Genomic DNA, 26,721 nt, shown 5'->3' on the forward strand with positions numbered 1-26,721 from the left:
CGGGGCGTGGAACTCCCGTCGCGGTGCAACGCCAGAGGCACACCATCAATCGGCCGAAAGGAAGGCATGATGCCCCTCGATACCGGAGATCAGGCGCCCGACTTCACCCTGCCGGGCGCCGGCGACGAGACGATCAGCCTCGGGGACCTGTCGGGCCGCAAGGCGGTCCTGTACTTCTACCCCAAGGACGACACGAGCGGTTGTACCCTGGAGGCGCAGGGCTTCAACGCCCTCGGCCCCGACTTTGCCGCGGCTGACACCATCGTGATCGGGGTGTCGCCGGACTCGGTGAAGAGCCACGACAAGTTCCGCGCGAAGTACGCCCTCACCTTTCCGCTGGCCTCCGACGAGGGCAAGGCCATGCTCGAGGCCTATGGCGTGTGGGTCGAGAAGAGCATGTACGGCCGGAAATACATGGGCGTGGAGCGTACGACGATGCTCCTGGACCGCGCGGGTCGCATCGCCCGGATCTGGCCGAAGGTGAAGGTGCCGGGCCATGCCGAGGCGGTGCTGGCCGCCGCCCGCGATCTGGCCTGAGGACTGGATTCCGTATGATGAATCGTCGGGGCTGCGCCTTGGCGGTTCGTTAACCCTGATCCGGGCAGGGTGACGCGGTGGATCAGGTCACGCGTCCCATGCCATCGTCTTCCCGGAAATCCTCCTCGACGGCGAACCGCGTCGTCCCCGCCGGCCCGGCTTCGGCGCCGCGGTCCCGCCTCCTCGCCGGAGCGCTGGCCGTTGCCGTCGCCTGGGCCGGCGGGGCGACGTACTACCTCGTCTTCCACGACGAGGTGCTGGCCCGCTTCGTCTCGCAGCAGAGCGCTCTCCAGTACGGCTACGAGGAGCGGATCGGCACTCTGCGCCTGCAGCTCGACCGGGTGACGATGGAGCAGGCGGCGTCGCGCGACGGCCTCGCCCAGCGCATGGCCGAGCTCGCGCGCCGGCAGGCCGCGCTGGAGGCCCGCCAGGCCGCCATTGCCACCCTCGCGGGCGATCCCGGCGCCGCGACGCTGGCCGCTCCCGTGAGCGAGGCGCCCGAGCCCGCGATCAAGGGCCCGTCCACTTCCCTGCCGGGCACCCTGTCAGGCGCCAAGCCCTTCCCGACCCCCGATGCGCTCCAGCTCCGGACCGCCGCAGACCCCGCCTCCGGGCGACAATCCGCCCGCGCGGTCGAGGGAAGGGTCGCGGCCCTGGAGCAGCGCCTGGACGGCCTCGCCGAGGCGCAGTCCCGCGTGCTCGCCACGATCGGGGCGCGGGCCGGCAAAGGCGCCCAGCGCCTGCGCGGCCTCGTCGCCCGCCTCGGTCTCGATCCCGCCCGCTACGAGCACGAGCGTCCGGCCGGGATCGGTGGGCCGCTGGTGCCCCTGAGCGGCGACGCGTTCGCCCTGTCCCTGTCGGAGGTTCAGCGCTCCCTGGCCGAGGAGGCGCATCTGCGCCGGATCACGGCGGCCCTCCCCGTGCGCCGTCCGCTCTCCGGGGACCTCAGCCTGTCCAGCAATTTCGGCCCCCGCCTCGATCCGTTCACCCGCGGCTACGCCATGCATACCGGCATGGACATGCGGGCGGAGACCGGAGAGCCGGCCCGCGCCACGGCGGCGGGGCGCATCACGGTGGCCGAGTACAATGGCGGCTACGGCAACATGGTCGAGGTCGATCACGGCCACGGACTCGTCACCCGCTACGCGCACCTCTCGGCCTTCGACGTATCGCCGGGCCAATGGGTCGAGCCGGGCACGATCGTCGGACGCGTGGGCTCCACCGGCCGCTCCACCGGCAGCCACCTGCATTACGAGACCCGCATCGACGGCGAGCCGGTCGACCCGGTGCGCTTTCTCAGGGCCACCGACGTGCTCTGACCGGCCCTCCGCCGGCCCCGCTTCGCGTCGAGATACCCCGACGAGGGAGCCGGCGCGGCGTTTTCCCGAAGCCGGGAAACGCCGTCCGACCACCCGGGAGCGGGCGCGCGCCCTACTCGATGTCCTCGACCACATCCGCCCCGCCATAGACGCGCTGGGCGAGGGACGCTTCCATGAACGGATCGAGGGAGCCGTCCAGCACCGCATCGGGATCGGTGGACTGGGTGCCGGTGCGCAGGTCCTTCACGAGCTGGTAGGGCTGCAGCACGTAGCTGCGGATCTGATGACCCCAGCCGATGTCGGTCTTCGCGGCGGCCTCGGCACTGGCCTTCTCCTCCCGCTTCTTCAGCTCGGCCTCGTACATGCGGGCGCGCAGCATGTTCCAGGCGGTGGCCCGGTTCTTGTGCTGCGAACGCTCCTGCTGGCACGCCACCACGATGCCCGTCGGAATGTGCGTGATGCGCACCGCCGAATCGGTGGTGTTGACGTGCTGGCCGCCCGCGCCCGACGACCGGTAGGTGTCGATGCGGCAGTCGGATTCCTTGATCTCGATCTCGATCCGGTCGTCGATGACCGGATAGACCCAGACGCTGGCGAAGCTGGTGTGGCGGCGCGCGCTCGAATCGTAGGGCGAGATCCGCACCAGCCGGTGCACGCCGGACTCGGTCTTGAGCCAGCCATAGGCGTTGTGGCCCTTGATCAGGAGCGTGGCGCCCTTGATCCCGGCCTCGTCGCCATCCGACCACTCGACGATCTCGACCTTGTACTTCCGGCGCTCGGCCCAGCGGCCATACATGCGCTGAAGCATGTTGGCCCAGTCCTGGCTCTCGGTGCCGCCGGCGCCGGAATGGACCTCTAGGTAGGTGTCGAAGCCGTCGGCCTCGCCGGAGAGCAGCGTCTCGATCTGGCGCCGCGCGGCCTCCTTCTCGACGGCGCGCACGCCCGCCTCGCCCTCCTGGATGGTGGCCTCGTCGCCCTCCATCTCGCCGAGTTCGATCAGCGTGTGAGCGTCCTCGAGGTCCTGGCTCAGCTTCTTGATCGCGTTGACCGCGTCATCGAGCTGGGTGCGCTCGCGCATGACCTTCTGGGCGGCCTCGGCGTCGTTCCAGAGCTCGGGATTCTCGGAAGCCGCGTTCAGCTCCGCGAGGCGTTTCTCGACGGTATCCCAGTCAAAGATGCCTCCTCAGCAGTCCGATCGACTGCTTGGCGGCATCCGAGAGTTGTTCGATCTCGGCGCGCATCTGGTGTTTCGGGCTCGTGTGTTCGGGGTGTGGGACCGGGTGATACCGGGCCGGCCGGATGGTGTAAACGCCGGGGAGCGAAACCGAGGCCGCGTCGCGCCCCCGGTCGGCGCGTCGGCGCAAGGGGGGCGAGCCCACGCACGTGGCTGTGCCTGCCCTTCGGCACCGGTCGTGACGGGAGGCGGATCGGTCCCCGGGGACGCGATGACCCCAGGCAGTGTCGCCGGGCCGACCGGCGCTAGCGGAGGGCGGGGCGGACGTAGTCCGGCGGGCCGATGCGGGCCGGCGCCAGGACGAATTCGCGCGGGCGGTGGCGCTGGTTGAGGGGGCCCTCGCTGAGGCCGTCGCTGAAATACTCGGTTCCGGTCAGGCCGAATCCGCCGCCGTTCATCACGCTCGGCACCGGCACCGCCTCGGGAACGTCCGGGATCGGCCGGCCGGAGCTCGGGCTCGTCGGCAGCACCACGGGGCCGTTCGCGCCGAGATAGAGGGTCTGCGCGGAGGCACCAAGGGTGAACCCGAGACCGATCAGGCCAGCAGCGAGGAGGGTCCGCATCATCAGCACCACGATCAAACTCCGGCGGGCAACCTGAAGACCCGGAGGGACGCGCCCAGGGGCATCCTGCCCCAATCCCGCGTTCCTGTCCGTGTCCGTTCGGTCGCGGGAGCGCGACATTCGTCGCTGTCCTGTGGGAAAGCGGCCGCGACGCGCGGCCTCGAGACGTCGACGGCCGGACAGCGGCCCGGCCCTGCGACGCGTTCCGGGGGGCTCAGCCCTTGGCGCGGACCACCACCGAACGCTCCTGGAGCGCCGGTTCGCAGGTGGAATAGAAGCCGTTCAGCACGGTCGGCCGCGAGCTGCACTCGTAGCCGAGCGTCGGCTCGGGTGCCGGAACCGGGTCGCGGGCGACGATCGGCTTCGGCGCGCAGCCGCCCGCGGAGGCGCTCAGCACCAGGGCGACGGCAAGGGGCAGGCGACGATGGGGCAGGCGACGCATACGATCCTCGGGCCTCGGCGAACGCACCGCGCGCAGACAGGAAACGCGGCGCGGTATCGCTGGGACCCTGCGGAGCGCGCCGCGCCGTGACAAGCGCATCGGTGCGTTTCGGCAAGCTTTGCGGCCGGCTGTCTCCCGGCCGCAACATCCGGGCCCAAGGTTCGGGCCCGAGATCCAGACGAGGAAGCCTCAGCCGGCCTTCGACAGGGACGCCTCGGGCATCGGCACCACGTTGTGCAGCGTCTTGTCCGAGGTCTCGAAGAAGCGCCGGACGTTGCGCGCCGCCTGCCGGATGCGCTGCTCGTTCTCCACGAGCGCGATGCGGACGTAGTTGTCGCCGTGCTCGCCGAAGCCGATGCCGGGGGCCACCGCCACGTCCGACTTCTCGAGGAGGAGCTTCGAGAATTCGAGGCTGCCCAGCGCCTGGTACTTCTCGGGGATCGGCACCCAGGCGAACATCGAGGCCGACGGGGTCGGGATCTTCCAGCCGGTCTTGCCGAAGGACTCGACCAGCGCGTCGCGGCGCTTCTTGTAGATCCCGCGCATCTCGACGATGCAGTCCTCCGGCCCGTTCAGGGCGGCGGTGGCGGCGACCTGGATCGGCGTGAAGGCGCCGTAATCGAGGTAGGACTTCACGCGGGTGAGTGCGGCGAGCAGGCGCTCGTTGCCCACCGCGAAGCCCATGCGCCAGCCGGCCATGGAGAACGTCTTCGACAGGGACGAGAACTCCACCGTGCAGTCGATGGCGCCCGGGATCTCCAGCACGGAGGGCGGCGGATCGCCGTCGAAGTAGACCTCCGCATAGGCGAGGTCCGACAGGATGATGATCTCGTGGCGCTTCGCGAAGGCGACGAGGTCCCGGTAGAAGTCGAGGCTCGCCACGTAGGCGGTGGGGTTCGAGGGATAGCAGACCACGATCGCCACCGGCTTCGGGATCGAGTGCTGCATCGCCTTCTCCACCGCGGGGAAGAAGGCTGGCGTCGGCTCGGCCGGCACCGAGCGGATGACGCCGCCGGCCATGAGGAAGCCGAAGGCGTGGATCGGGTAGCTCGGGTTCGGCACCAGCACCACGTCGCCCGGCGCCGTGATCGCCTGCGCCATGTTGGCGAAGCCCTCCTTCGAACCCAGCGTCGCCACCACCTGGGTGTCGGGGTTCAGGCTCACGCCGAAGCGGCGCTTGTAATAGTTCGCCTGGGCGCGGCGCAGGCCGGCGATGCCCTTCGAGGCGGAGTAGCGGTCGGTACGCGGACGGCCGGCGGTTTCCACCAGCTTGGCGATGACGTGCTTCGGGGCGTCGAGGTCCGGGTTGCCCATGCCGAGGTCGATGATGTCGGCGCCGTTGGCGCGGGCCTGGGCCTTGATCCGGTTCACCTGCTCGAACACGTAGGGGGGCAGGCGCTTGATGCGGTGGAAGTCGGTCATGGCCTTCACGATGTCCGAGAAAACGAGCGAGAGATACGAATGGGGGCGCGGGGCGGCGAGCGTCACCCGGCGCGAAGCTGTCATCATCCCGAGATGGCGGCGTGGTCTTCTCCGGATGTCCCTCGGGTGGAATCCGGACGTCTTTTGACGGCCTCGCCTGGCGCAGGGCCGTCGCAGAATCCGCACGCTCCCTTCCCGTCTAGCAGTTTTGTGCCCCGACGCCGAACGATATCTGGGGGGCCTACGGCTTGGCGGCCTGGGCCGCGCCCTCGGCGGACCGGCCGCGCGCTTCGTTGCGCCCGCGCGCCGCGACGAGCTCGGCCTCGAGGGCCTTGGTGCCCTCGGGCGTCTTGGCCCGGATCGGCCGGGCCGGGGCGGAGACGCCCACCGGCATGAAGTCGTCGCCGCCGCGGCGGGACTGGGCCACGAAGTCCGGCGCCTTGGCGGGCGGCCCGGCCTCGCCGGTGCCGTAGGCGATCCGCATGGGATTCAGGTCGCCGGAACATCCCGCGAGCAGGAGGGCCACGGCGAGGACCGCGACAAACTGAGAGTTGTGAAGCCCGGACATGGGAGAAGTCGGCCGTTTTGGAGGCGTGCGCTCTGGCGGAACTCCGCGATGGCGCGTTAATTTGTCGGAAACGAGGCCCCCTCGACCGTGCGGCAGGCGTCGTGCGGCCAAAGGTTCGGCCACACTCGGGGAGAGATGCACGCGTGACGACCGAACGGACGACACCGCTGCCCGACATCGAGGCCCTGTCCCGCAACGCGAGCCTGCTGGTCGAGGAATTCGGCCGGGCCGCGTCGCGCTACATGAAGCCCGTGGGCACGCCGGACGCCCTGCCGGTCGAGGCGGTCGAGCCGCCCGAGGAGGTCAAGGACGTGGTCCGCACCCTCGGCAGCGTCGCCGAGACCTGGCTCGCCGACCCGAAGAAGACCGTCGAGGCACAGACGAAGCTGAGCGAGGCCTTCATCACCCTTTGGGGCTCGACCTGGCAGCGCCTGCAGGGCGAGAGCGCTCCGCCCGTGGCCGAGCCCGAGCCGAAGGACAACCGCTTCGCCCATGCGGAATGGTCCACCAACCCGATCTTCGACTTCATCAAGCAGAGCTATCTCATCACCTCCCGCTGGGCCGAGGGCCTCGTGGACGAGGCCGAGGGCATCGACGAGCACACCCGGCACAAGGCGCAGTTCTACCTGCGCCAGATCACCGGGGCGCTGTCGCCCTCGAACTTCGTGATGACCAACCCGGAGCTGATCCGGCACACCCTCCAAGAGAACGGCGCCAACCTGGTGCGCGGCATGAAGATGCTCGCCGAGGACATCGAGGCCGGCAAGGGGCAGCTCCGGGTGCGCCAGACCGATCCGGCGGCGGGCTTCGAGGTCGGCGTCAACGTGGCGGTGACGCCGGGCGAGGTCGTCTTCCGCAACGACCTGATGGAGCTGATCCAGTACGCGCCGACCACGGAGACGGTGCTCAAGCGGCCGTTCCTGATCGTGCCGCCCTGGATCAACAAGTTCTACATCCTCGACTTGAACCCCTCGAAGAGCCTGATCGCCTGGATGGTCGGCCAGGGCCTGACGGTGTTCTGCATCTCCTGGGTCAACCCGGATGCGCGCCACGCCGACAAGGATTTCGAGAGCTACATGCGGGAGGGCATCGAGACCGCGATCGATGCCATCGGGGTCGCCACCGGCGAGAACGAGGTCGCGGCGGCGGGCTACTGCGTCGGCGGCACCCTCCTGGCCGTGACCCTGGCGATGCAGGCCGCCACCGGCAACAAGCGCATCAAGAGCGCCACCTTCCTGACCACGCAGGTGGACTTCACCCATGCGGGCGACCTGAAGGTGTTCGCCGACGAGGATCAGATCCGCCTGATCGAGTCGCGGATGCAGAAGCGCGGCTACCTCGAAGGCACCGGCATGGCGACCGCCTTCAACATGCTGCGCCCCAACGACCTGATCTGGTCCTACGTGGTCAACAACTACGTCAAGGGCCAGACGCCGATGCCCTTCGACCTGCTGTACTGGAACGCCGATTCCACCCGGATGCCGGCGGCCAACCACTCGTTCTACCTGCGCAACTGCTACCTGAACAACACGCTCGCGCAGGGCAAGATGATCCTCGGCAACGTCCGGCTCGACCTGAAGAAGGTGAAGATCCCGATCTTCAACCTTGCCACCAAGGAGGACCACATCGCGCCCGCCCTGTCGGTGTTCGAGGGCTCCGCGAAGTTCGGCGGACCGGTCAGCTACGTGCTCGCCGGCTCGGGCCATATCGCCGGGGTGGTGAACCCGCCGGCCAAGCCGAAATACGGCTTCTGGACCGGAGGGCCGGCCAAGGGCCGGTTCGAGGACTGGATGGCGGCGGCCACCGAGACCAAGGGCTCCTGGTGGCCCTACTGGTTCGCGTGGCTGGAGCACCAGGCCCCCGCCCGCGTCCCGGCACGGGTGCCGGGCGAAGGCGGCCTCGCTTCGCTGGGCCCGGCGCCCGGCACCTACGTGCGCATGAAGGCGTGAGCGTCGCCGCGACGGGGTCCGATTGGACGATCCGCCTGGAGGCGGAGCCCGACCCGGGGATGCGGACCGCGATCCTGGCGCCCCTCGTCGCCTATAACGAGGCGCAGATGCCGGGCGGCGACTGGGGCCTCCTCGCCCTCACGGTGCGGGATGCGGACGGCGCCATCGTCGGCGGCCTCTGGGGCCGGCACGGCTACGGCATGCTCTTCGTGGAGTTGCTGGCCCTGGGGCCGGCGCGCGGGCAGGGCCTGGGACGGCGCCTGATGCGGCAGGCCGAGGCCGAGGCGCGCCGGCGCGGCCTGTCCGGGATCTGGCTCGACACCTGGACGTTCCAGGCCCCCGGCTTCTACGCGCGCCTCGGCTTCACCGAGTGCGGGCGGATCACCGATTATCCGCCCGGCCATGACCGGATCTTCTACGTGAAGCGCTTCGACGACGGCGGGACCGCAGCGGTTCCGCCGCCCTGAGTACTCGGCGCCCTCAGAACTTGCGCACCAGCGGGGCCGGCGCGGCGGCGACGGGCTCCCCGAAGACGTAGCGGAAGCCCACCGAGACGATGTCGGCGCTGCTGTCGGCCACGCCCGCGAAGACGACGTTCTGGACGTTGTAGTCGCGGCCGGGGCCGGCCAGGATCCGCCCCTTGTCCACGAAGAAGTGCGAGTAGGCGACGTTGAGGGTCAGCTTTTCGCTCCAGCGGTAGCTTCCGCCGACCGACACGTTCACCCGGTCGCCGTCGGGCAGGCGCACCGACCGGTTCGAGAAGTCGATGGGGGAGGATTCGTAGGCGACGCCGGCCCGGACCGTCAGGGCCGGGGACCAGTCGTACTCGCCGCCGATGGAGTAGGTGTAGCCGTCCTTGTAGTTCAGGGTCAGCGGCGGGGCCGCGGCGCGGGCGCCGGCCGAGACGATGTTGACCAGCCCGAGGCGGCTCCAGTTGTCCCACTCGAAGCCGAGATTGACGCGGGCCACCGGGGTGATCGCCTGGGTGAGGCCGACACTGAGCTTCTCGGGGGTGTTCAGCTTGGCCTTGATGTCGCCGCCCAGCGCCGCCAGGGCCCCGGGCAGGATGAGCTGGCCGCCGATGTCGTGATGGACCGACGAGCGGTAGCCGACGCCGATCGCGGTGCCCTCGAACGGCGTGATCAGGGCGCCCGCGGTGAACCCGACGCCCCAGGAGTCGCCCTTCAGGCCGGAGCTCGGCAGGGCCGCCGGGTTGAAGACCGGGGACGGGATGAAGGCCTGGCGCAGGACGAGCTTGAAATACTCGATGTTCGGGCCGGCGGCGAGGGAGAGCCACTCGTTGACCTTGAAGCCGATGACCGGGTTGAAGGCCAGGGAGAAGATGCGGCTCGACCGGCCGTAGAGCTCGCCCGACCAGGTCTGCCGCGGCTTGGTCACGAGGCCGAAGGGCGCGCCGGAGGTGATGCCGACCCAGAGGCGGTCGTTGATCTGGTAGGAGGTCGCCCCGGCCGGAACGATCGCGCCCTGGCCGAGCTCGCCGCTGTCGCCCAGGCGGCCGAAGGCCGGGTTCGTACCCACGTCGGGCGTGATCTTCGCCGACAGGTTGATGAAGGACAGGTTCTGCTCGGTGACCCAACCCGGCCGCATGGTCACGGTGGCGGGGTTCCAGAACATCGAGGAGACGCCGCCGGATCCCGAGGCGGCGCCCGCGAAGGCGAGGCCCTGGGCCTCGGTGCTCTGCTCGCGGATGCCGAAGGCGCCGGCCGAGGCGCCGGCCACGCCGGCGCAGAGGATGGCCGTGGAAACTCCCGATCGCGCGAGGCCGCGCAGAGAACGGCGCCGAATCGTGCCCATCATGACGTCAGACCCATCCCTATTGTTGGTGCTCGCTTGTCCTGTCCCGTTCGGGACGGCCTCGCACCTTGGGAGCGACAATGACGCGAGTGGCGCGACTTCGCAAATCACGGATTGAAAAGTAAAACTGTCGGATAGTTCGGAAGCAATACTGTAATTGGCGCGATATTGCAGGCCTGGCCGCGCTCTGGCGAGCATGCCGGCAGAATGGTTCACATCTAAACTCTCGTCGACGTGAGTAAGCCGCGCGGGCGAAAAAATGCGCCCGGCGCATCTCCGGACGGGGGTGTGACCTTTCGGCGACAGGCCAGTCATGGGCCCGGCGTCCCGGCGCGATCGGCCGGTGAGACGGCAGGCCATCCGTCGCCGATTGCCCCTTGCCGCCCGTCCCGCTCCGATCGATGTCAGGCAGGGGACAGCCATGCGGAGGCACGAGCGATGAAACTGGTACGCTACGGCGCGAGCGGAGACGAGAAGCCGGGTCTCATCGATGCGCAGGGTGTCCTGCGCGACCTCTCGGCCCATGTGCGCGACATCGCCGGGCCTGCCCTGTCCCGCGAGACCCTGGAGCGTCTGCGCCGGCTCGATCCGGCGAGCCTGCCGGCCCTGCCGGCGGACACCCGCCTCGGCCCCTGCGTCGGCGGCACCCGCAACTTCGTCGCCATCGGGCTGAACTTCAGCGACCATGCCGCCGAGATCGGCGCCGACATTCCGCCGGAGCCGATCCTCTTCAACAAGGCGCCCTCGTGCCTCGCCGGGGCGAACGACCGGGTCATCCTGCCCAAGGGCTCGGCCAAGACCGACTGGGAGGTGGAACTCGCTTTGGTGATCGGCGCGCGCGCCTCCTACGTGCACGCCAACGAGGCCCTGTCCTACGTGGCGGGCGCCTGCATCTGCAACGACGTGTCCGAGCGCGCGTACCAGATGGAGCGCGGGGGCACCTGGACGAAGGGCAAGGGCTGCCCGACCTTCGGACCCCTCGGTCCCTGGCTCGTCACCCTCGACGAGATTCCCGACCTGAAGAATCTCGGCATGTGGCTCGACGTCAACGGCACCCGGATGCAGACGGGTTCGACGGCCACGATGATCTTCGACGCGGCGCAACTCGTCGCCTACGTCTCGCATTTCATGATGCTGGAGCCCGGGGACATCATCACCACGGGCACGCCCCCCGGCGTCGGCATGGCGCGCAAGCCGCCCCGCTTCCTGCGCAGCGGCGATGTGATGACCCTCGGCATCGCCGGGCTCGGCGAGCAGCGCCAGGAGATCATCGCCTTCGACGACTGGACCGCCAAGGTCGCGGCGGGCGAACCGACGCATTGAGGGCGTGCGGCCGGCTTGATTTTCCGGCCGAGATTCGCCTCATGGGGGCTATGACCGACACCCTGGCCCCCCTCGCCGCCCGCCCGGCTCCCGCCTCAGCCGCGATCCGTCACGACTGGACCGTGGCCGAGATCCAGGCGATCCACGACCTCCCGCTCCTCGACTTGGTGTTCCGGGCGGCGGAGGTCCATCGCGCCCACAACGATCCGGCCGACATCCAGCGAGCCAGCCTGCTGTCGATCAAGACTGGCGGCTGCCCCGAGGATTGCGCCTACTGCCCGCAGTCCGCCCACCACAAGGGCACCGGCATGGCCCGCGAGCGCCTGATGCCGGTTGATGCCGTGCTGCGGGAGGCGGCCGAGGCCAAGGCGGCGGGCGCCCACCGCTTCTGCATGGGGGCGGCCTGGCGCCAGCCCAAGGACGGGCCGGAATTCGACGCCGTGCTGGCGATGGTGCGCGGCGTGCGCGGCCTCGGCATGGAGGCCTGCGTCACCCTCGGCATGCTCTCGCCTGCGCAGGCCGAGCGCCTCGCGGAGGCCGGGCTGACCTCCTACAATCACAACCTTGACACCGGCCCCGACTTCTACGGCGACATCATCTCGACCCGCACCTACGAGGACCGCCTCACCACGCTCCAGAACGTGCGTGATGCCGGCATCGGCGTCTGCTGCGGCGGCATCGTCGGCATGGGCGAGGGGGTGAAGGACCGGGCGAGCATGCTGCAGGTGCTGGCCAACCACGCGCCGCACCCCGAGAGCGTGCCGATCAACGCGCTCGTGGCGGTGGAGGGCACGCCCCTGGAGGACCGCCCCGCCGTCGACCCCCTCGACCTCGTGCGGATGTGCGCCACCGCCCGCATCGTGATGCCACGCGCCCGCGTGCGCCTCAGCGCCGGCCGCAAGGGCCTCACCCGCGAGGCGCAGATCCTCTGCTTCCTCGCCGGGGCCAACTCGATCTTCTACGGCGAGCGGCTGCTGACCACGGCGAACAACGAGACCGATTCGGATGCCGAGCTCCTGCGCGACATCGGCATCACCGTGCCGGGCCTGACCCTGGCGGCGGCAGCGGAGTAGTGCCCGCCCCTTCGGTCCGCCATCCGGCGACGCCGGCTCAGGCGACGGCGGCGTCCGGGATGGTGATGCGGAAGCAGGTGCCGATCGCGGTGTCGTCGAGGCTGAGGCGCCCCCCGTTCAGCTCGATCAGCTCCGACGCGATGGCGAGGCCGAGGCCGGTGCCGCCGGAGCGCGACGAGCCCTTGAACGGGGAGAACAGGTGCTCGCGGGCCCGGGGCGGCAGGCCGGGGCCGTTGTCGGCCACGAGGATCGTCGTCTCGCCGGCGCCGGGCTGGCCCTGGCGGCGGGCCCGGATGGTGATCTCGGGGTTCTCCTGGGACGGCGCCTCGTAGCCGGCCCCCTGCGGGCTCAGGGCCTGCACGGCGTTCCGGACGATGTTGGCGAGCGCGCGCGAGAACTGGTCCGGGTCGACGAAGATCCGGAGCTCAGTCGGACAGAGTTCGCGGATGACGATCTTCGAATCGCGCCCGCGCCCGGCCAGGTCCGCCTGCTCGGCGACGATCTGGGCGATGGGGACGAGGCGGCGGTTCGGGTTGCGCTCCGTCGCCCGCCCGTAGGCCAGGGTTTCCTCGCAGAACCGGATCGCCCGATCCAGCGTCGCGACGAGGCGGGGGGCCACCCGCTGGGCGACGGGATCGGCGACGCCGTCGAGGCGGTCGCTGAGGAGCTGAGCCGTCGTCAGCAGGTTGCGCAGTTCGTGGTTGATCTTGCTCACCGACAAGCCGAGGCCGGCCAGCCGCCGCTTCTCGCGCAGCTCGCTCGCGAGCGCCGTCTCCATGCGGGCGAGCGCGATCTCGGCATGGCCGATCTCGTCCGTGCGCCGCGAGGGCACGATCACGCCGTCGATCGCTTCCGGATCGTCGGCGAACCCCGTGATGTTCTGGACGAGGCGCCGGACCGGCCGCACGATCACCCGCTGCAGGACGAGGAAGATCAGGCCCGCGACGGTCGCCGCGAGGGCCAGGGAGGACAGGGCCAGCCGGATCGAGAAATCCGCCACGGCCTCCCGCAGGGGGTGGGGATCCATCAGGATCTCGACGAGGTCGAAGCCGTCGCGGCCGTGCCCGATCACGCGGATCGGATCGCCCGATTCGGTCAGGAGCGTCCGGGCGACGCCGTTGATCGACCGGATCCAATGCTCCGACCGCAGGTCGATGGTGTCCGAGACCGTGTCGGGGACCGGCTCGTTGGCGAGGAGCCGGCGGGTCCCGTTGCCGCGCACCGCGATGGCCCGCGCGCCCGCACCCGCGAGCAGGCGCTGGGACAGCCCTTCCGAGACCTGCTGGTCGGGGGCCGCGTCGAGGACGAGGGCGGCCACCTGGGCGGCGGCGATCCGGTCCGACAGCCACATCCGGCGGTAATTCGCCACCGTCGGGACGTAGATCAGCACCTCGATCAGCGCCACGAACGCCACGGTGAGCAGGAAGAGCCGACCGGACAGGCCGAGATGCCGGCCGAGACCGCGGGCGGCCACGGGGTTCGTGGCGGTCGCCTCCTGCTGAATTTCGACGCGCGACGTCACACCCATCTCGGTACTTGGCGTTTCCGGTGTCCCAACGGCGCGGCGGGTGACGGCGTGAACCCGATCTGGAGCGTGATCCAGTGGCGTTTTCAGGGCGACGGCTCGGAGCGCGATTGCCCACCAACGCTCCGCACCGCATTAGGCTGCGTCCGGAGATACAACTTTTTAGATCAGGTGTCTGGCCAAAATCGATCAGGATTCTAGCCGGCGCCGCGCCTGGAAGCGACGTCGTAGGAATACCGAGATCAGGGCCAGGGCGGCCAGGGCGCCCAGGCCGAGCACCATCTTGGGGGTGATGAGAGCGCGCAAAGTCAGGGCGTTCTCGCAATCGAGGCCGTCGGCGGCGAGGCAGGCCGCCTTGGCGGTCTCGTGCGCCAGCACCACGTCCTCGATCGCCGCGCCGGTGGCGGCGTACACGAAGGCCCCCGGCAGGAGGCCGACCAGGGTCGCCAGCACGAAGGTGCTGCGCCGCACCCCGAAGGCGGCCGGGGCGAGGTTGGTCATCCAGAACGGAAAGATCGGCAGCAGGCGCAGGAAGGCGATGTAGCCGAAGGCGTCCTCGCGAAAGCCCGCCGCGAGGCCCGCCAGGCGGGGACCGGCCCGCCGCAGGAGCAGGTCGGAGGCCGCCCCGCGCCCGATGGTGAAGACGATGGCGGCCCCCGTGGTGGCCGACGCGACGGCGACGAGGGCGCCGGGCACGATCCCGAACAGGAATCCGCACAGCATCGTCAGGAAGAGCGAGGCCGGCACCGACACCACCACGGCCCCGACATAGACGAGGTAGGCGACCACCATCGCGCGGAAGCGATCCTCGGCTACCCAGGCGTTGAGCCAGGCCCGGGAGGCGAGCAGCCGGTCGAGGCTGAGGAGATGCGAGGCGCCGGAGGCCAGCACGGCCAGGGAGGCGCAGACGAGGAGCAGGAGCGGTCCCCAGCGGAGGAGGCGCTTCAGCCGGCTCGGCGCGGCGTCGGGTCCGGCGGGCGGAGGCGTCGGCGCGCTCACCCGCGCTTGCGCATCCGCAGGATCTTGAAGAACCCGCCCGGGAAGGTCGGCGCGACGCCGATGAACTCGACCCCATGGGCACGGGCCCAGGCCTCGATCCGGCTCGCCTTGAAGTCGGAGGACCAGCCGATCTTCGTGCAGAGCGGCGCCACGATCTCCTCAACTTTGGCCACGGGCCCGGTGTCCTGGCCGAAATGATTGGCCAGCACGATCTCGCCGCCCGGCCGGATCACGCGGAGGAACTCGGAGAGGGCGGCCTCGGGATCCGGCACCAGGGTGATGAGGAACTGCGCCACCACGGCGTCGAAGCTCGCATCGGCGTAGCCGAGGCGGCAGACATCCATCACCTGGAGGCCGCGCACGTGGCGCAGGCCGCGGCGCAGAACCTTGGCGCGCGCGCGCTTCAGCATGTCCTCGGAGAGGTCGACGCCGCAGACGAAGCTCGTCGGGGGGTAGTAGCCCAGCGACAGGCCGGTGCCGACGCCGGCCTCGAGGATGCGCGGGCCGCAGGCGACGGCGGCGTTCACCGCGTCGCGGGCGGCCGGCTCCGTCAGCTTGTCGTAGACCACGTCGTAGACCGGCGCCCAGCGCGCATAGGCCTTGCGCATCAGGGCGGTGCTCGGACCGGCCTCCCGCGGCTCGCTCAGCATGTCGATCTCGTCGTCCTGTTGGGGGATGGGGTTCGTTCGGGCCGTGATCCGGTCAGGCCGCTTCGGCCGCGCCGGTCGCCAACGCGTCGATGCGCCGGATGGTGCCACCGCCGAGGACCCGGGCGCGCGGGCCGTCATCGGCGTAGAGCACGCAGGCCTGTCCGGGCGAGACGCCGTCCTCCGGGGTGGCGAGGACGATCTCGGCGCCGTCGCCCGACGCATCGCGGCTCAGGAGGGCCGGTCGCGGCTCCCGGGTCGAGCGCACGCGCACCGCCACCGGCAGGTTCTCCATCGGCCCCGCGTCGCCGAGCCAGTTCAGGTCGGTGATGCGGATGCGGCTGGTGGCGAGCGCCGCGCGCGGCCCGACCACGACCCGGGCGGTGTCGGGCTCGAGGCGGATGACGTAGAGGGGCTCGCCCACCGCGAGGCGCAGGCCCCGGCGCTGGCCGACGGTGTAGTGGATGATGCCCTCGTGCTGCCCGAGCACCCGGCCGCCGAGATCGACGATCTCCCCGGCCCGGGCCGCGTCCGGCCGCAGCCGCGCGATCACGTCGGCGTAGCGCCCCTGGGGCACGAAGCAGATGTCCTGGCTGTCGGCCTTCTCGGCCACGGCGAGGCCGAGGTCGCGGGCGAGGCGCCGGGTCTCGTCCTTCGGGAGCTCGCCCAGGGGGAAGCGCAGGAAGTCGAGCTGTTCCGCCGTGGTGGCATAGAGGAAGTAGCTCTGGTCCCGGGCCGGATCGAGGGCGCGGTAGAGCCCGCGTCCGCCGGAGGCCTCGGGCCGGCTCGCCACGTAGTGCCCGGTGGCGAGGCAATCGGCCTCCAGGTCCCGGGCGGTGCGCAGCAGGTCGCGGAACTTGATCGAGCGGTTGCACTCGACGCAGGGGATCGGCGTCTCGCCGGCGAGGTAGCTCTCGGCGAAGCGGTCGATCACCGATTCCCGGAAGCGGTCCTCGTAATCGAGGACGTAATGGGGAATGCCGAGGGTCTCGGCCACCCGGCGCGCGTCGTGGATGTCCTGGCCAGCGCAGCAGGCACCCTTGCGATGGGTGGCGGCGCCGTGATCGTAGAGCTGGAGCGTGATGCCGACGACGTCGTAGCCCTGCCGCTTCAGGAGCCCGGCCACGACGGAGGAATCGACGCCGCCCGACATGGCGACGACGACGCGCGTCTCGTGGGGAGCCTTGGGAAGATCGAGGGAATTCATCGCGCCAGACTGTGCCGGGAGGGACCGGTCCGGCCCCGCGCGTGAGTCTATAGCCATCCTCGGGCGCGAGTTCCAGGGAGGCCGATGCGCCGGGTGTGTCCCCGCGCATGGCAGCGGCGGTCGAGCCAAAGCTGCCGGGCGCCCGGCAGGATTTGCCCCCTGGCACCGGCGCGGGACGGGGTCTCAGAGAAAAAGACTTTTCTGTACAGTGGCTTGCGTTCCGCGCGCGCTGGCCCGCACCTTGCGGAGGGATGCGGCGGAGAGGATTGTCGCCCATGGCCGTCTCATCGATCGATTGGAACGCACTATCCCGGCGCACGGCTTCGCCGGGCGCGGTTCCGTCGCGGGGATCGGCCGCCACCACCTTCCGGCTCGACCCGCCCGCGCCCGACCCTCGTCCGCGGGCCGCGGAGGCCCATGCCCGGGACGACCGTGCGGCGGCCGATGCCCGCAGCGACCGGATCGCCTCCCAACGGGCCAACGACGCGGCGGCGAACCTCGAGGCGGCGCAGGCCCGCGACACCGCGAAGGCCGCGGCCGAGGCGCGTCAGGTCGAAGCGCGCGCGCTCAAGGCGGACGGGGCCAAGGCGGACGGGGCCAAGACGGAGGGGGCGAAGGCGGACGGGGCCAAGGCGGGCAGCAACAGGACGGGCGCGGGCGGCGCCGAGGCCCGCGGCGGACGCGATCCCGCCCGTCCCGGAGCATCGGACGCGGCGCGGGGCCCGCGCGACGCGACGAACGCATCACCCGGGGCGAGCGCGCGCCAGGACACGACCGCGCCGGCCGAGAGCGACGCAGCCACCGGCGCCACGACGGCCGGGGAAGCTGCCTCCGCCGACCTGTCGGAGAAGACCGAGGCCACCGCGCAAACTGGGACCGCGACGCCGATCCTGCTTCTGCCGACTGCCCCACCGCCCACCGCCCTGGCCTCCGCCGCGCAGGGCGCCGCTGCGGCCGGCCCCGGCGGCGCGGTTCCCGCCGATGCGTCCGGGACCGCTGCGCCGGTCGTGGCCGTGGGCACGAACCACGACGGGAGCGCGGCCCGGGGGCTGCCCGGCCTGCAGGTCCAGGCGCCCGCCGGCCGTGGCGACGGGTCCGAGAGCGGTGAGCCGGGCAACGGCAAGCCGCAGGGCGATCTCGCCGCCGCCCTCGCCCCGGCCTCGGACGCCGCTGCCCGCACCGACCTGACGCCCGTCGCCCCGGCGCCGCCCGCGCCGGCGCACGCGAAGGCGGCGGAGGCGGCCGCCCCCGGCGCGCCGGGCGCGCCCGCACCGGCGCCGGTGCCCCTCGGCGCCGTGCCGATGACGATCGGCCTGCGCTCCCTCGCGGGCAGCAACCAGTTCGAGATCCGCCTCGATCCGAAGGATCTCGGCCGCATCGACGTCAACCTAGACATCGACAAGGAGACCGGCGCGGTCCAGGCGCGTCTGGTCGTCGACCGCCCCGAGACCCTGGCGCTGCTGCAGCGCGACGCCGGCAACCTGCAGCAGGCCCTGGCCCAGGCCGGCCTGAATCCCGGCGACGGCAGCATCAACCTCTCGCTCCGCGGAGACGGTCCGTCCGACGACCGACAGAGCGGCGCCGGTTCCGATGGGCAGCGGTCCGAGACGGGCCGGAGCGCCCATGCCGACACACCCGATCCGACTTCCCTCGCCGCCGTTCCGATGCGCCGCTACGGCGCCCTCCTCGGCATCGACATCCGCATCTGAGGAACCCGATCATGGCTTCAGGCATCACCGGCGCTTCGAGTACCACCGCGTCGAGCGGAACGACCAAGACCTCGCAGCAGGAGCTCGCCGGGAATTTCACCCAGTTTCTGACGCTGCTGACCACGCAGCTGAAGAACCAGAATCCCCTCGACCCGATGGACACCAACCAGTTCACCCAGCAACTGGTGCAGTATGCCGGCGTGGAGCAGCAGCTGAAGTCCAACGACCGCCTGGACTCGATCCTGAGCAATGCGAAGTCGTCGAGCGCCGCCTCGGCCACGGGCTTCATCGGCCAGACGATCACGGCGGACGGCAAATCCACGGCCCTCAAGGACGGCGCCGCGAGCTGGACCCTGACGCCGGCGCGGGCGGCCAAGCAGGCGACGATGACGATCAGCGACGCCAAGGGCAACGTGGTGGCGACCCAGACCAAGGCCCTCACCGCGGGCGAACAGGCCTTCACCTGGGACGGCCGCTCGTCCAGCGGCTTCACCGCGCCCAACGGGACCTACGCGATCAAGGTCGATGCCGTGGACGCCACGGGGGCGAAGGTCACGGTCGACACCAAGGTGAGCGGGACCGTCGACAGCGTCGATCTCAGCGGCTCGGAGCCGGTGCTGATGGTCGGCAAATCACGGGTTCCGGTCTCCACCGTTCAGGACATCGGCGCCGGGTTGTCCACATGACGAACAGGGCGAATCCAATGCGAACGATCCGCTTCAAGATATCTTAAGTGGGCACAAGTAGCTTCCAATCTCGACAGGTCAGTCGAGTTGTAGAGCGTATCATGACCGAACCAAGCCGCCCGAGAGTTAAGTACGTCATCGGGCCTGATGGAAGTCCGTTAACCATCGCGGACCTTCCGCCGACCACGACCCGGCGATGGGTGATCCGTCGCAAGGCCGAAGTGGTCGCCGCCGTCAGAGGCGGATTGCTCAGCCTCGAAGAGGCCTGCCAGCGCTACACCCTCACCACCGAGGAGTTCCTGAGCTGGCAGTTCTCCATCGATCAGCACGGTCTGGCCGGCCTGCGCACCACGCGCATCCAGCACTACCGCCACTGAGCCGGGCGATGGCCGGGGTCTCCGTCGGACCCCTTCGCCGCCCCTCCCGAACCCGGAAGCCGCGTCCCCTCACCCGGGCGCGGCTTTCGCGTTTTGCGGTCTTCCCGGGTTGCGCCGACACCCCTTCGTTCAGGATCGTTAACTCGACGCTAACCACGACCCAGGCAAATTTTGCCGAGCGGGTGCCGGCAGTCCGGCGCCGCGTCTCGGGTGGGTGCGTCGCGTCGTGAAACCGGTCCTCGACCTCGTGACCAAGTTGGGCCCGGCGCGCCTGGCCGCCATGGCCGCCGTCACGATGACGCTGATCGGCTTCTTCGCCTTCGTGATCCTGCGTGTCTCGAAGCCCGACATGGGCGTGCTCTTCGCCGACCTGTCGATGTCGGATTCCTCGGCCGTGATCCGTGACCTCGACGCGCGCGGCATCAAGTACGAGACCAAGGGCGACGCGGGCCAGACCATCCTCGCCCCCCGGGCCGACCTGCCCCGCCTGCGCATGGACCTCGCCGGCAAGGGCCTGCCGAGCGCCGCCGGCGTCGGCTACGAGATCTTCGACAAGGGCGACGCCTTCTCGTCCACCAACTTCGTCCAGAACGTGAACCACCTGCGCGCCCTGGAGGGCGAGCTGTCCCGCTCCATCCGCGCCATCGGGCGGGTCCAGGCGGCGCGCGTCCACCTCGTGATCCCCGAGCGACGGCTGTTCGAGCGCGACCGGGAGATGCCGAGCGCCGCCATCGTGCTCAAGCTGATGGGCGACCTCGACCCCTCCCAGGTGCGCGCCATCCGCCACCTCGCAGCCTCCGCCGTCGAGGGCCTGAAGCCGGAACGGGTCTCCATCGTCGACGAGCGCGGGCGCCTGCTCGCGGACGGCGCCCGCGGGGCCGAGGCCGAGACCGGCGCCGGCATGGAGGAGAAGCAGGTCGGCATCGAGCGCCGCCTGCGCGCGCAGATCGAGGAGATCGTCGCCGGCATCGTCGGCGCCGGGCGCGCCCGCATCCAGGTCAGCGCCGAGCTCGACCTGAACCGCATCGAGAGCCGGTCCGAGAGCTTCGACCCCGAGAGCCGGGTGGTGCGCTCGACCCAGACCCGCACCGAGAATTCGCTGACGGGCGGTGCCGAGGGCGCGGTCAGCGTCGGCAACGAGCTCCCGGGCGCCAATCAGCCCGGCCAGACGCCGACCCAGAAGGATTCCACGAACAAGAACGAGGAGACCACGAATTACGAGATCTCCCGGGTGACCAAGACCGAGGTCGCCGAAGGCGGCCGGATCAAGCGCCTCTCCGTGGCGGTGGTGGTGGACGGCGCCTACGTGCCCGGCCCGGACGGCAAGCCCGTCTACCAGGCCCGCCCGGCCGCCGAGGTCGACCGCATCGCCGCCCTGGTGCGCTCGGCCATCGGCTTCGACAAGGCGCGCGGCGATCAGGTCGAGGTGGTGAACCTCCGCTTCGCCGAGACGCCGGTCCCGGCCGAGTTCGCCGAGCCGTCCCTGGTCCAGTCGCTGCTCTCTCCCTCCAAGGAGGAGATCATGCGGATCGTCGAACTCGGCGTGCTAACGATGCTGACCCTGATCGTCCTGATGGCGGTGGTGCGCCCGCTCCTGAAGAAAGTGCTGGCCTCGGAGCCGATCCAGATCGCCCTGGTCTCGGGCGCCGGAGCGGCCGGAGCGGTGGCGGGCGGCGAGGCGCTGATGGTGGCGCCCGACAACCCGACCGCCCGCCTCGTGGATTTCGCGCAGCTCAACGGCAAGGTCCAAGCCGAGACCGTCCAGCGCGTGGTCGACATGGTCCGCGCCAGCCCGAGCGAGACCGTGGAAGTGCTCCGCAACTGGATTCACGAGAGCTGATGCGCGTCCTGTCCCCCCTCCCCACCGTGAGGCGTTGAGACCATGTCCTCGGGATTGAACCTCCAGGCGGAACTCGCCAAGGGCGGCAACGGCGCCTTCGGCGCCATGACCGGGGCCCAGCGCGCCGCCGCGCTCCTGCTCCTCCTCGGGGAGAGCGAGGGCGCGCCGATCTGGCAGATGCTCGACGAGGACGAGGTGAAGCTCGTCTCGCACGCCATGGTGCAGCTGGGCTCCCTCGAGGCCGAGACGGTCGAGAAGCTCATCGTCGACTTCGTGTCCCGCCTGTCCTCCGGCGGCGGCATCACCTCGAACTTCGAGCGGACGGAATCCCTGCTTCTCAAGATCTTCCCGTCCGAGCAGGTCTCCTCGATCATGGCGGAGATCAAGGGCGCCTCGGGCAAGCGCGTCTGGGCGAGCCTGACCCAGATCGATCCCGAGATCCTCGCCTCCTTCCTGCGCAACGAGTACCCGCAGACCGTCGCGGTGGTGCTCTCCAAGGTGCGCTCGGACTACGCGGCCCGGGTGCTCACCATCCTCCCCGAGGACTTCGCCATCGACGTCCTGAATCGGATGCTGCGGATGGAGACCGTGCAGAAGGAGGCCCTGCGCCACATCGAGGAAACCCTGCGGGTCGAGTTCGTGTCGACCATCGCGCAGACCACGCGGCGCGACGCCCACGAGCTGATGGCCGACGTCTTCAACGCCTTCGACCGGCAGACGGAAGGCCGCTTCCTCACCGCCCTCGACCAGGCCAATCGCGGCTCGGCCAAGAAGATCCGCCAGCTGATGTTCACCTTCGAGGACCTGCTGAAGCTCGATGCCGGCAGCGTCCAGACCCTCCTGCGCAAGGTCGACAACGAGACCCTGTGCCGGGCCCTGAAGGGCGCCGACGACCGGGTGCGCAACTTCTTCCTGAAGAACATGTCCACCCGCGCGGCCAAGAACATCACCGACGAGATGGGCTCCCTCGGCCCGATCCGCCTCAAGGACGTCGACGAGGCGCAGGCCAAGATGACCGAGCTGGCCAAGGAACTCGCCGAGAAGGGCGAGATCATGATCGCCAAGTCGAGCGGCGAGGAGGAGCTGGTCTATTGAACGCGCGCCGCTTCCTCTTCGACACCGACTTCCGGCCCCGGCCCGACAACCCGGTCGCCGCCAAGGAGGCGGCCGCCCTGGCGGAGACCGTGGCGCGCGCCGAGGCCGAGGGCTACGCGCGCGGCCTGCGCGAGGGCCAGGCCCTGGCCGAGCAGCAGATCCAGGCGCGCCTGTCCGACGCCCTCACCCGGGTGGGCCTCGCGGCGGCGGGCCTGATCGGGCAATCGGACGCCCGGGACCAGGCGCGCGAGGACGAGGCCCTCGACTTCGCCATCCTGCTCGCCCGCAAGATCGCCGGCGAGGCCCTGGACGCGCAGCCCCTGGCGGCGATCGGCGACGCGGCCCGCGCCGCGCTCCAGCACCTGCGCGGCGTCCCCCACCTCGTCGTCCGGGTGCACGAGAGCCTGGTCGACGACTCCGAGGCCCTGGTGAAGCGGCTCGCCCGCGAGCGCGGTTTCGAGGGCCGCCTCGTGGTGCTCGGCGAGCCCGATCTCGCGCCGGGCGATGCCCGCATGGAATGGGCCGATGGCGGCGTCGTCCGGGACCGGGCCCAGATCGAAGCCGCGGTGCTCTCCGCCCTCGGACTTCCAGCCTGAACCGACCGCCCGACCCGAACTCAGCCCGAGAAACCTCCGCATGTCCGACGATTTCAGCCTGCCCCAGCTCAACGGCTTGGATGCCTCCTTCGACGGCCTCGGCACCGAGTCGATCCGCGAGACGCCCACCACGCCCAAGAGCGCCGCCGACCTGGAGCAGGTCTTCGACGTGCCGGTGGTGGTCTCGGCGGTGCTCGGCTCCTCGCGCATGCCGATCGGCGACCTGCTCCGGCTTCAGCCCGGCGCCGTGCTCGAGCTCGACCGCAAGGTCGGCGAGGCCATCGACATCTTCGTGAACAACCGCCTCGTGGCGCGCGGCGAGGTGGTGCTCGTCGAGGATCGCCTCGGCGTCACGATGACCGAGATCATCAAGAGCGACCACTGACCCCCCTCGCCTTCCCGGCTGCCGCGCCCCCCGCGCGAAGCCGACCCTGACGGAGACCCTGAGCCATGCGGCTTCTCATCATCGGACGGCTCAACGGCGAGCTGATCACCGCCTCCAAGATCGCCATGAACCGGGGCGCGGCCGTCACCAATGCCGAGAGCCTCGCCCAGGGCCTCGCGGTGCTGCGGGCCAAGGGCGCCGACCTCATCATGATCGACGTGGCCCTGGCGATCCGCGATCTGGTCACGGCCCTGGCCGAGGAGCGCATCCGCACCCCCGTCATCGCCTGCGGCGTCGCCACGGACGCCAAGGCGGCGGTGGCCGCGATCCAGGCCGGCGCGCGGGAATACATCCCCCTGCCCCCCGATCCCGAGCTGATCGCGGCGGTGCTGCAGGCGGTCTCCGAGGACGGGCGCGCCTTCGTCTGGCGCGACGCCTCCATGGAGAAGGTGGTCAAGCTCGCCGAGCAGGTGGCCCGCTCGGAGGCGTCCGTGCTCATCACCGGCGAGAGCGGCACGGGCAAGGAGGTCCTGGCCCGCCATCTCCACGGCAAGTCGAACCGGGCCAACCGGCCCTTCGTCTCGGTGAACTGTGCGGCGATTCCCGAAGCGCTGCTGGAATCCGAGCTGTTCGGCCACGAGAAGGGCGCCTTCACGGGCGCCGTGGCGCGCCGCATCGGCCGCTTCGAGGAGGCCCATGGCGGCACGCTCCTCCTCGACGAGATCTCCGAGATGGACGTGCGGCTGCAGTCGAAGCTCCTGCGCGCCCTTCAGGAGCGGGTGATCGACCGGGTCGGCGGGACCGCGCCGGTCAAGGTCGACATCCGCGTGCTCGCCACCTCCAACCGCAACCTGGTGGAGGAGGTCCGCAAGGGCACCTTCCGCGAGGATCTCTACTACCGGCTGAACGTCGTGCATCTGCGCCTGCCGCCCCTGCGCGAGCGCCCCGCCGACATCCTCGAACTGGCGGCGCATTTCGCCCGGAAGTACGCAGAGGTGAACGGCGTGCCGGTGCGGCCCCTCAGCGCCGAGGCACAGGGCCTGATGCGCGCCAATCCCTGGCGCGGCAACGTCCGCGAACTCGAGAACACCCTGCACCGCGCGGTGCTCCTGGCCGCGGGCCCCGAGATCGGACCCGACGCGATCCTGACCCCGGAGGGCGACAGCATCGCACCGGTCTCGGCCGGGCCGGCCGAGCGCGCCGCCCGGGTGGCGGAGGCCGCCACGCGTGGCCTCGTGGGGCAGACGGTGGCGCAGGTCGAGTGCGACCTCATCCTCGACACCCTGGACCATTGCCTCGGCAACCGGACGCATGCCGCCAGGATCCTCGGCATCTCGATCCGCACCCTGCGCAACAAGCTCAACGAGTACGTCGAGGCCGGCCTGTCGGTGGCCGAGCCCGGCAGCGTCCGGGCCGTGGCCGCCTATGGCTGATCGCGGGAGCTGAAAAACCCGGGTCGCCCCGACGGGCCGACCTCAGCGGCCGTTGTTGGCGCGCTCGGCGGCCATCTGGGCCTCGTGGGCGCGCTCGAGCTTCTCCATCGAATGGAACCGGGCGATGTCGGCTTCGACGTCGCGGATCGTCTCCTCGACGAGATGCTGCTGCAGCGCGCTGCGCGGATCGTTCGCCTCCAGGCCGTCGCGGGCCTGCAAGCGCTCGACCGCCTGCTTGACGACGCTGTAGACCGCTTCCCGCTCCGTGCGGGACATGGCGGGATTGACCGCGCGGGCGATGAGATCGGTGAATTCGGACATGCGTGCTGGCGGGAACGACCGGGGCGTGGGACGGGCTGGAGTCCGTCGGGTTCATCCTAGGACCCGGCAGACGCTCGATGTCTTTTCTGTCGCTTGTCTCCTCGGGATAGCGGGTTTCCACCGATCCCTGACAAACACTAGAGGCGCTGGTCGTTGACGCCCGCGAGGATGAGGGCGATCGAGCTCCAGACCACCAGGCACCCGAAGAAGACGACCATGATGCTGTAGCCGCGCTGCGGGAAGATCGAATCGTCGGGCAGGGCCGGTTCGACGAACGTCGCCAGGTAGATCTGCTGCTTGTTGGCGGCGATGCGGGCCCGGTCCACCATCAGGTTCGCGGATTCGTTGAGCTTGGTGGCGATGACGCGCTCGACCTGCAGGCCCTCGTATTCGAGGAGCGCGCGGGTCATGTTGTTCGCGGCGTTCGAGCCCGACAGGCCGTCGCTGGTGAGCTGGTCGGTCAGCTTCTGGATCTGCTGATCGAGGGCCGCGACGGTGGACGCCAGGTTCTGGATGCTGCGGGACTTCTCGTCGAGATTGGAGCCGCGCAGGACCGCGAGGTCGGATTCGGCCTTGAGCCGGTCCTTCCGCAACGTGCCGATCGTCGTCAGGGTGGACTCGGCGGCCTTGGCCGGATCGATGATGCCCCAGCGATTCCGGAAGACCTGGAGCGCCATGTGGGCGTTGCGCAGGCGCTCCTGCGCCTTCGTCGCCTCGGCCTCCGCATGCTTGACCATGTCGGCCTGGGCCCGGCGGGAGATGTCGTTGATGAGCGCTTCGCTTCGCGCCACGACCCCGCGATTGATCGCCAGGGCATCCTCCGGCGTGAAGGCGCGCACGCTCAGCGTGATGATGCCGGAGAGCACCTCGATCCGCGTCCCGACATGCTTGTTCCAGTACTTGACCAGTTCCTCCATGGACTGATCGACCCGGTAGCGCGTCCAGAAATCTGCTTCCGGCCGCGAGAACATCTGCGAGATGTGGAGGCTTTCTTCCATCTTGGCGACGATGGCGCGGCTCTCGACGAAGTCCCGGATGATGAAGCTGTCCTGGCTGTTGTGCTTCATGATCAGGTCGGAGAACTGCCCGCCCGAGCTTTCTTCCATCGGCTCGACGTTGCCGCGCACGGCGAATTGCGACACGGCCACGTACTGATCGGCCGCGAAGGCGTAGAAATAGATCCCCGCCAGGACCGTCGGCAGCAGGACGAAGACGCCGAATTGGCGCAAAAGACTGCCGACCAGATTCTTCGGCTTGCTCGGCGGCGGCCGCAGGCCCGGAAGCTGGCGCCAGTCCAGCCGCTCCTGCGCCCGGCGCAGGAGGGCCGGGACGCGGCTCCGCGAAACGGGATCGACCGTTTCGGCGTTGCGGCGCAGATCCGGCAGGGAACGCAGGGCGATATCGATCACCCCCCGCACGCGGTCGGTCTGCTTGACCTCGTCGGCCTTCATGATTTCCGGTTCCCGAGGCTCGGCGCGATCAGGGCTGATGGCGGACGCAGCATCATGGGCGGCGAGTCTGCCCGAGCCTGATGACGATGCATATGGTCACGCCTGGGGAGCCCTCTCGCCGTCCTCGTGTTGAACCCGACGAATCCTTCATTTTTCGGCCCTTTTTAAGGCGCGTCGCCCTGGTGGCGGGGCCTGGGTGCGGAGG

26 protein-coding genes are annotated in these 26,721 nt (G+C 70.2%); 14 read left to right on the top strand and 12 right to left on the bottom strand.

Translation table 11 applies throughout. The annotated features are described in order from the left end of the window. Window positions 1–69 precede the first annotated feature (69 nt). Window positions 70–537: a peroxiredoxin gene (locus AC6EUL_RS02815; RefSeq protein WP_056211439.1), complete on the top strand. Its 468-nt coding sequence runs from the start codon at window positions 70–72 to the stop codon at window positions 535–537. Window positions 538–635: 98 nt separating this feature from the next. After that, window positions 636–1,856 carry a M23 family metallopeptidase gene (locus tag AC6EUL_RS02820; RefSeq protein ID WP_499868742.1) on the top strand — a complete coding sequence of 407 codons (1,221 nt, stop codon included), beginning with the start codon at window positions 636–638 and terminating at the stop codon, window positions 1,854–1,856. A 112-nt stretch (window positions 1,857–1,968) separates the two neighbouring features. Here AC6EUL_RS02820 and prfB read toward each other — a convergent pair. The 5 genes from prfB to AC6EUL_RS02845 form a co-directional block, all read right to left on the bottom strand. Further along, window positions 1,969–3,097, bottom strand: a protein-coding gene (prfB, locus tag AC6EUL_RS02825) for a peptide chain release factor 2 (RefSeq protein ID WP_156375915.1) whose coding sequence is annotated in 2 segments (ribosomal slippage) — window positions 1,969–3,027 and window positions 3,029–3,097 — 1,128 coding nt in all. Because the reading frame shifts where the segments join, the coding sequence is not laid out codon by codon here. A gap of 238 nt (window positions 3,098–3,335) precedes the next feature. Beyond that, window positions 3,336–3,656: a hypothetical protein gene (locus AC6EUL_RS02830; RefSeq protein ID WP_082487798.1), complete on the bottom strand. Its 321-nt coding sequence runs from the start codon at window positions 3,654–3,656 to the stop codon at window positions 3,336–3,338. 211 nt (window positions 3,657–3,867) lie between these two features. Beyond that, window positions 3,868–4,095 carry a hypothetical protein gene (locus tag AC6EUL_RS02835; protein WP_499868745.1) on the bottom strand — a complete coding sequence of 76 codons (228 nt, stop codon included), beginning with the start codon at window positions 4,093–4,095 and terminating at the stop codon, window positions 3,868–3,870. A gap of 189 nt (window positions 4,096–4,284) precedes the next feature. Then, on the bottom strand, window positions 4,285–5,517 hold the full coding sequence (locus AC6EUL_RS02840) for an LL-diaminopimelate aminotransferase (protein WP_056211437.1): 1,233 nt from the start codon (window positions 5,515–5,517) through the stop codon (window positions 4,285–4,287). Between the two features lie 241 nt (window positions 5,518–5,758). Next, window positions 5,759–6,085, bottom strand: coding sequence for a hypothetical protein (locus AC6EUL_RS02845; RefSeq protein WP_056211063.1), 327 nt, complete (start codon window positions 6,083–6,085; stop codon window positions 5,759–5,761). 143 nt (window positions 6,086–6,228) lie between these two features. Between AC6EUL_RS02845 and phaC the strand changes: the two genes are divergently transcribed. Together phaC and AC6EUL_RS02855 are read left to right on the top strand one after the other, a co-directional pair. Continuing rightward, window positions 6,229–8,034 carry a class I poly(R)-hydroxyalkanoic acid synthase gene (gene phaC / locus AC6EUL_RS02850; RefSeq protein ID WP_499868747.1) on the top strand — a complete coding sequence of 602 codons (1,806 nt, stop codon included), beginning with the start codon at window positions 6,229–6,231 and terminating at the stop codon, window positions 8,032–8,034. After that, window positions 8,031–8,501 carry a GNAT family N-acetyltransferase gene (locus AC6EUL_RS02855; RefSeq protein ID WP_499868748.1) on the top strand — a complete coding sequence of 157 codons (471 nt, stop codon included), beginning with the start codon at window positions 8,031–8,033 and terminating at the stop codon, window positions 8,499–8,501. The genes phaC and AC6EUL_RS02855 overlap by 4 nt, the downstream gene beginning before the upstream one ends. 13 nt (window positions 8,502–8,514) lie before the next feature. Here AC6EUL_RS02855 and AC6EUL_RS02860 read toward each other — a convergent pair whose 3' ends face one another. After that, complete coding sequence (locus AC6EUL_RS02860; protein WP_082501229.1) at window positions 8,515–9,852, bottom strand: outer membrane protein transport protein; 1,338 nt, start codon at window positions 9,850–9,852, stop codon at window positions 8,515–8,517. Between the two features lie 435 nt (window positions 9,853–10,287). Between AC6EUL_RS02860 and AC6EUL_RS02865 the strand changes: the two genes are divergently transcribed. Both AC6EUL_RS02865 and bioB read left to right on the top strand, forming a co-directional pair. Further along, window positions 10,288–11,172, top strand: a complete 885-nt coding sequence (locus AC6EUL_RS02865) for a fumarylacetoacetate hydrolase family protein (RefSeq protein ID WP_499868750.1) — start codon at window positions 10,288–10,290, stop codon at window positions 11,170–11,172. 50 nt (window positions 11,173–11,222) lie between these two features. Then, window positions 11,223–12,245, top strand: a complete 1,023-nt coding sequence (gene bioB / locus AC6EUL_RS02870; RefSeq protein ID WP_056378449.1) for a biotin synthase BioB — start codon at window positions 11,223–11,225, stop codon at window positions 12,243–12,245. A 37-nt stretch (window positions 12,246–12,282) separates the two neighbouring features. Here bioB and AC6EUL_RS02875 read toward each other — a convergent pair whose 3' ends face one another. The 4 genes from AC6EUL_RS02875 to mnmA form a co-directional block, all read right to left on the bottom strand. Continuing rightward, complete coding sequence (locus tag AC6EUL_RS02875) at window positions 12,283–13,773, bottom strand: sensor histidine kinase (RefSeq protein WP_056211055.1); 1,491 nt, start codon at window positions 13,771–13,773, stop codon at window positions 12,283–12,285. Window positions 13,774–13,959: 186 nt separating this feature from the next. Then, window positions 13,960–14,769: a TVP38/TMEM64 family protein gene (locus AC6EUL_RS02880; protein WP_499868752.1), complete on the bottom strand. Its 810-nt coding sequence runs from the start codon at window positions 14,767–14,769 to the stop codon at window positions 13,960–13,962. Beyond that, window positions 14,766–15,419, bottom strand: a complete 654-nt coding sequence (locus tag AC6EUL_RS02885; protein WP_056353787.1) for a class I SAM-dependent methyltransferase — start codon at window positions 15,417–15,419, stop codon at window positions 14,766–14,768. Before AC6EUL_RS02885 ends, AC6EUL_RS02880 begins: the two co-directional genes overlap by 4 nt. 52 nt (window positions 15,420–15,471) lie before the next feature. Further along, window positions 15,472–16,623: a tRNA 2-thiouridine(34) synthase MnmA gene (gene mnmA / locus AC6EUL_RS02890; RefSeq protein ID WP_499868754.1), complete on the bottom strand. Its 1,152-nt coding sequence runs from the start codon at window positions 16,621–16,623 to the stop codon at window positions 15,472–15,474. A 275-nt stretch (window positions 16,624–16,898) separates the two neighbouring features. Between mnmA and AC6EUL_RS02895 the strand changes: the two genes are divergently transcribed. The 8 genes from AC6EUL_RS02895 to flbD all read left to right on the top strand — a co-directional run bounded on the left by AC6EUL_RS02895 (window position 16,899) and on the right by flbD (window position 24,744). Then, window positions 16,899–18,332: a flagellar hook-length control protein FliK gene (locus AC6EUL_RS02895; RefSeq protein ID WP_499868756.1), complete on the top strand. Its 1,434-nt coding sequence runs from the start codon at window positions 16,899–16,901 to the stop codon at window positions 18,330–18,332. A gap of 11 nt (window positions 18,333–18,343) precedes the next feature. Further along, window positions 18,344–19,018 (top strand): flagellar hook assembly protein FlgD, encoded by a 675-nt coding sequence (locus AC6EUL_RS02900; protein WP_056211045.1) that lies wholly within the window; start codon window positions 18,344–18,346, stop codon window positions 19,016–19,018. 101 nt (window positions 19,019–19,119) lie between these two features. Next, entirely contained in the window at window positions 19,120–19,395 is a 276-nt protein-coding gene (sciP, locus tag AC6EUL_RS02905; protein ID WP_018044452.1) for a CtrA inhibitor SciP, read from the top strand. Window positions 19,396–19,621: 226 nt separating this feature from the next. Then, the gene (fliF, locus tag AC6EUL_RS02910) at window positions 19,622–21,235 is read left to right on the top strand and encodes a flagellar basal-body MS-ring/collar protein FliF (RefSeq protein WP_056211431.1); all 1,614 of its coding nucleotides are present in this window, start codon (window positions 19,622–19,624) and stop codon (window positions 21,233–21,235) included. 42 nt (window positions 21,236–21,277) lie between these two features. Continuing rightward, window positions 21,278–22,330, top strand: coding sequence for a flagellar motor switch protein FliG (fliG, locus tag AC6EUL_RS02915; RefSeq protein ID WP_056211044.1), 1,053 nt, complete (start codon window positions 21,278–21,280; stop codon window positions 22,328–22,330). Continuing rightward, window positions 22,327–22,926: a FliH/SctL family protein gene (locus AC6EUL_RS02920; RefSeq protein WP_056272775.1), complete on the top strand. Its 600-nt coding sequence runs from the start codon at window positions 22,327–22,329 to the stop codon at window positions 22,924–22,926. Before fliG ends, AC6EUL_RS02920 begins: the two co-directional genes overlap by 4 nt. Window positions 22,927–22,966: 40 nt before the next feature. Next, window positions 22,967–23,311: a flagellar motor switch protein FliN gene (gene fliN / locus AC6EUL_RS02925; protein ID WP_056211040.1), complete on the top strand. Its 345-nt coding sequence runs from the start codon at window positions 22,967–22,969 to the stop codon at window positions 23,309–23,311. Window positions 23,312–23,376: 65 nt separating this feature from the next. After that, window positions 23,377–24,744, top strand: coding sequence for a sigma-54-dependent transcriptional regulator FlbD (flbD, locus tag AC6EUL_RS02930; RefSeq protein WP_056211038.1), 1,368 nt, complete (start codon window positions 23,377–23,379; stop codon window positions 24,742–24,744). Window positions 24,745–24,786: 42 nt separating this feature from the next. Here the strand turns inward: flbD and AC6EUL_RS02935 are convergent, their stop codons facing one another. Both AC6EUL_RS02935 and AC6EUL_RS02940 read right to left on the bottom strand, forming a co-directional pair. Then, window positions 24,787–25,065, bottom strand: a complete 279-nt coding sequence (locus AC6EUL_RS02935) for a hypothetical protein (RefSeq protein ID WP_056211036.1) — start codon at window positions 25,063–25,065, stop codon at window positions 24,787–24,789. A 137-nt stretch (window positions 25,066–25,202) separates the two neighbouring features. Next, a complete protein-coding gene (locus AC6EUL_RS02940) occupies window positions 25,203–26,516 on the bottom strand; it encodes a KpsE/RkpR family capsule polysaccharide export protein (protein WP_056211034.1) in 1,314 nt (437 codons plus the stop codon). Window positions 26,517–26,721: the final 205 nt, after the last annotated feature.

The sequence above is a fragment of the Methylobacterium sp. 001424705 genome, assembly GCF_059816145.1.

Coding starts and splice junctions, on each gene's coding strand:
- AC6EUL_RS02840 (WP_056211437.1), bottom strand. CDS start 5,517: ATGACCGACTTCCACCGCATCAAGCGCCTGCCCCCCTACGTGTTCGAG.
- fliG (WP_056211044.1), top strand. CDS start 21,278: ATGTCCTCGGGATTGAACCTCCAGGCGGAACTCGCCAAGGGCGGCAAC.
- bioB (WP_056378449.1), top strand. CDS start 11,223: ATGACCGACACCCTGGCCCCCCTCGCCGCCCGCCCGGCTCCCGCCTCA.
- AC6EUL_RS02835 (WP_499868745.1), bottom strand. CDS start 4,095: ATGCGTCGCCTGCCCCATCGTCGCCTGCCCCTTGCCGTCGCCCTGGTG.
- AC6EUL_RS02865 (WP_499868750.1), top strand. CDS start 10,288: ATGAAACTGGTACGCTACGGCGCGAGCGGAGACGAGAAGCCGGGTCTC.
- AC6EUL_RS02830 (WP_082487798.1), bottom strand. CDS start 3,656: ATGATGCGGACCCTCCTCGCTGCTGGCCTGATCGGTCTCGGGTTCACC.
- AC6EUL_RS02940 (WP_056211034.1), bottom strand. CDS start 26,516: ATGAAGGCCGACGAGGTCAAGCAGACCGACCGCGTGCGGGGGGTGATC.
- mnmA (WP_499868754.1), bottom strand. CDS start 16,623: ATGAATTCCCTCGATCTTCCCAAGGCTCCCCACGAGACGCGCGTCGTC.
- AC6EUL_RS02820 (WP_499868742.1), top strand. CDS start 636: ATGCCATCGTCTTCCCGGAAATCCTCCTCGACGGCGAACCGCGTCGTC.
- AC6EUL_RS02815 (WP_056211439.1), top strand. CDS start 70: ATGCCCCTCGATACCGGAGATCAGGCGCCCGACTTCACCCTGCCGGGC.
- AC6EUL_RS02875 (WP_056211055.1), bottom strand. CDS start 13,773: ATGGGTGTGACGTCGCGCGTCGAAATTCAGCAGGAGGCGACCGCCACG.
- AC6EUL_RS02895 (WP_499868756.1), top strand. CDS start 16,899: ATGGCCGTCTCATCGATCGATTGGAACGCACTATCCCGGCGCACGGCT.
- sciP (WP_018044452.1), top strand. CDS start 19,120: ATGACCGAACCAAGCCGCCCGAGAGTTAAGTACGTCATCGGGCCTGAT.
- AC6EUL_RS02900 (WP_056211045.1), top strand. CDS start 18,344: ATGGCTTCAGGCATCACCGGCGCTTCGAGTACCACCGCGTCGAGCGGA.
- flbD (WP_056211038.1), top strand. CDS start 23,377: ATGCGGCTTCTCATCATCGGACGGCTCAACGGCGAGCTGATCACCGCC.
- AC6EUL_RS02860 (WP_082501229.1), bottom strand. CDS start 9,852: ATGATGGGCACGATTCGGCGCCGTTCTCTGCGCGGCCTCGCGCGATCG.
- AC6EUL_RS02885 (WP_056353787.1), bottom strand. CDS start 15,419: ATGCTGAGCGAGCCGCGGGAGGCCGGTCCGAGCACCGCCCTGATGCGC.
- AC6EUL_RS02935 (WP_056211036.1), bottom strand. CDS start 25,065: ATGTCCGAATTCACCGATCTCATCGCCCGCGCGGTCAATCCCGCCATG.
- AC6EUL_RS02845 (WP_056211063.1), bottom strand. CDS start 6,085: ATGTCCGGGCTTCACAACTCTCAGTTTGTCGCGGTCCTCGCCGTGGCC.
- fliN (WP_056211040.1), top strand. CDS start 22,967: ATGTCCGACGATTTCAGCCTGCCCCAGCTCAACGGCTTGGATGCCTCC.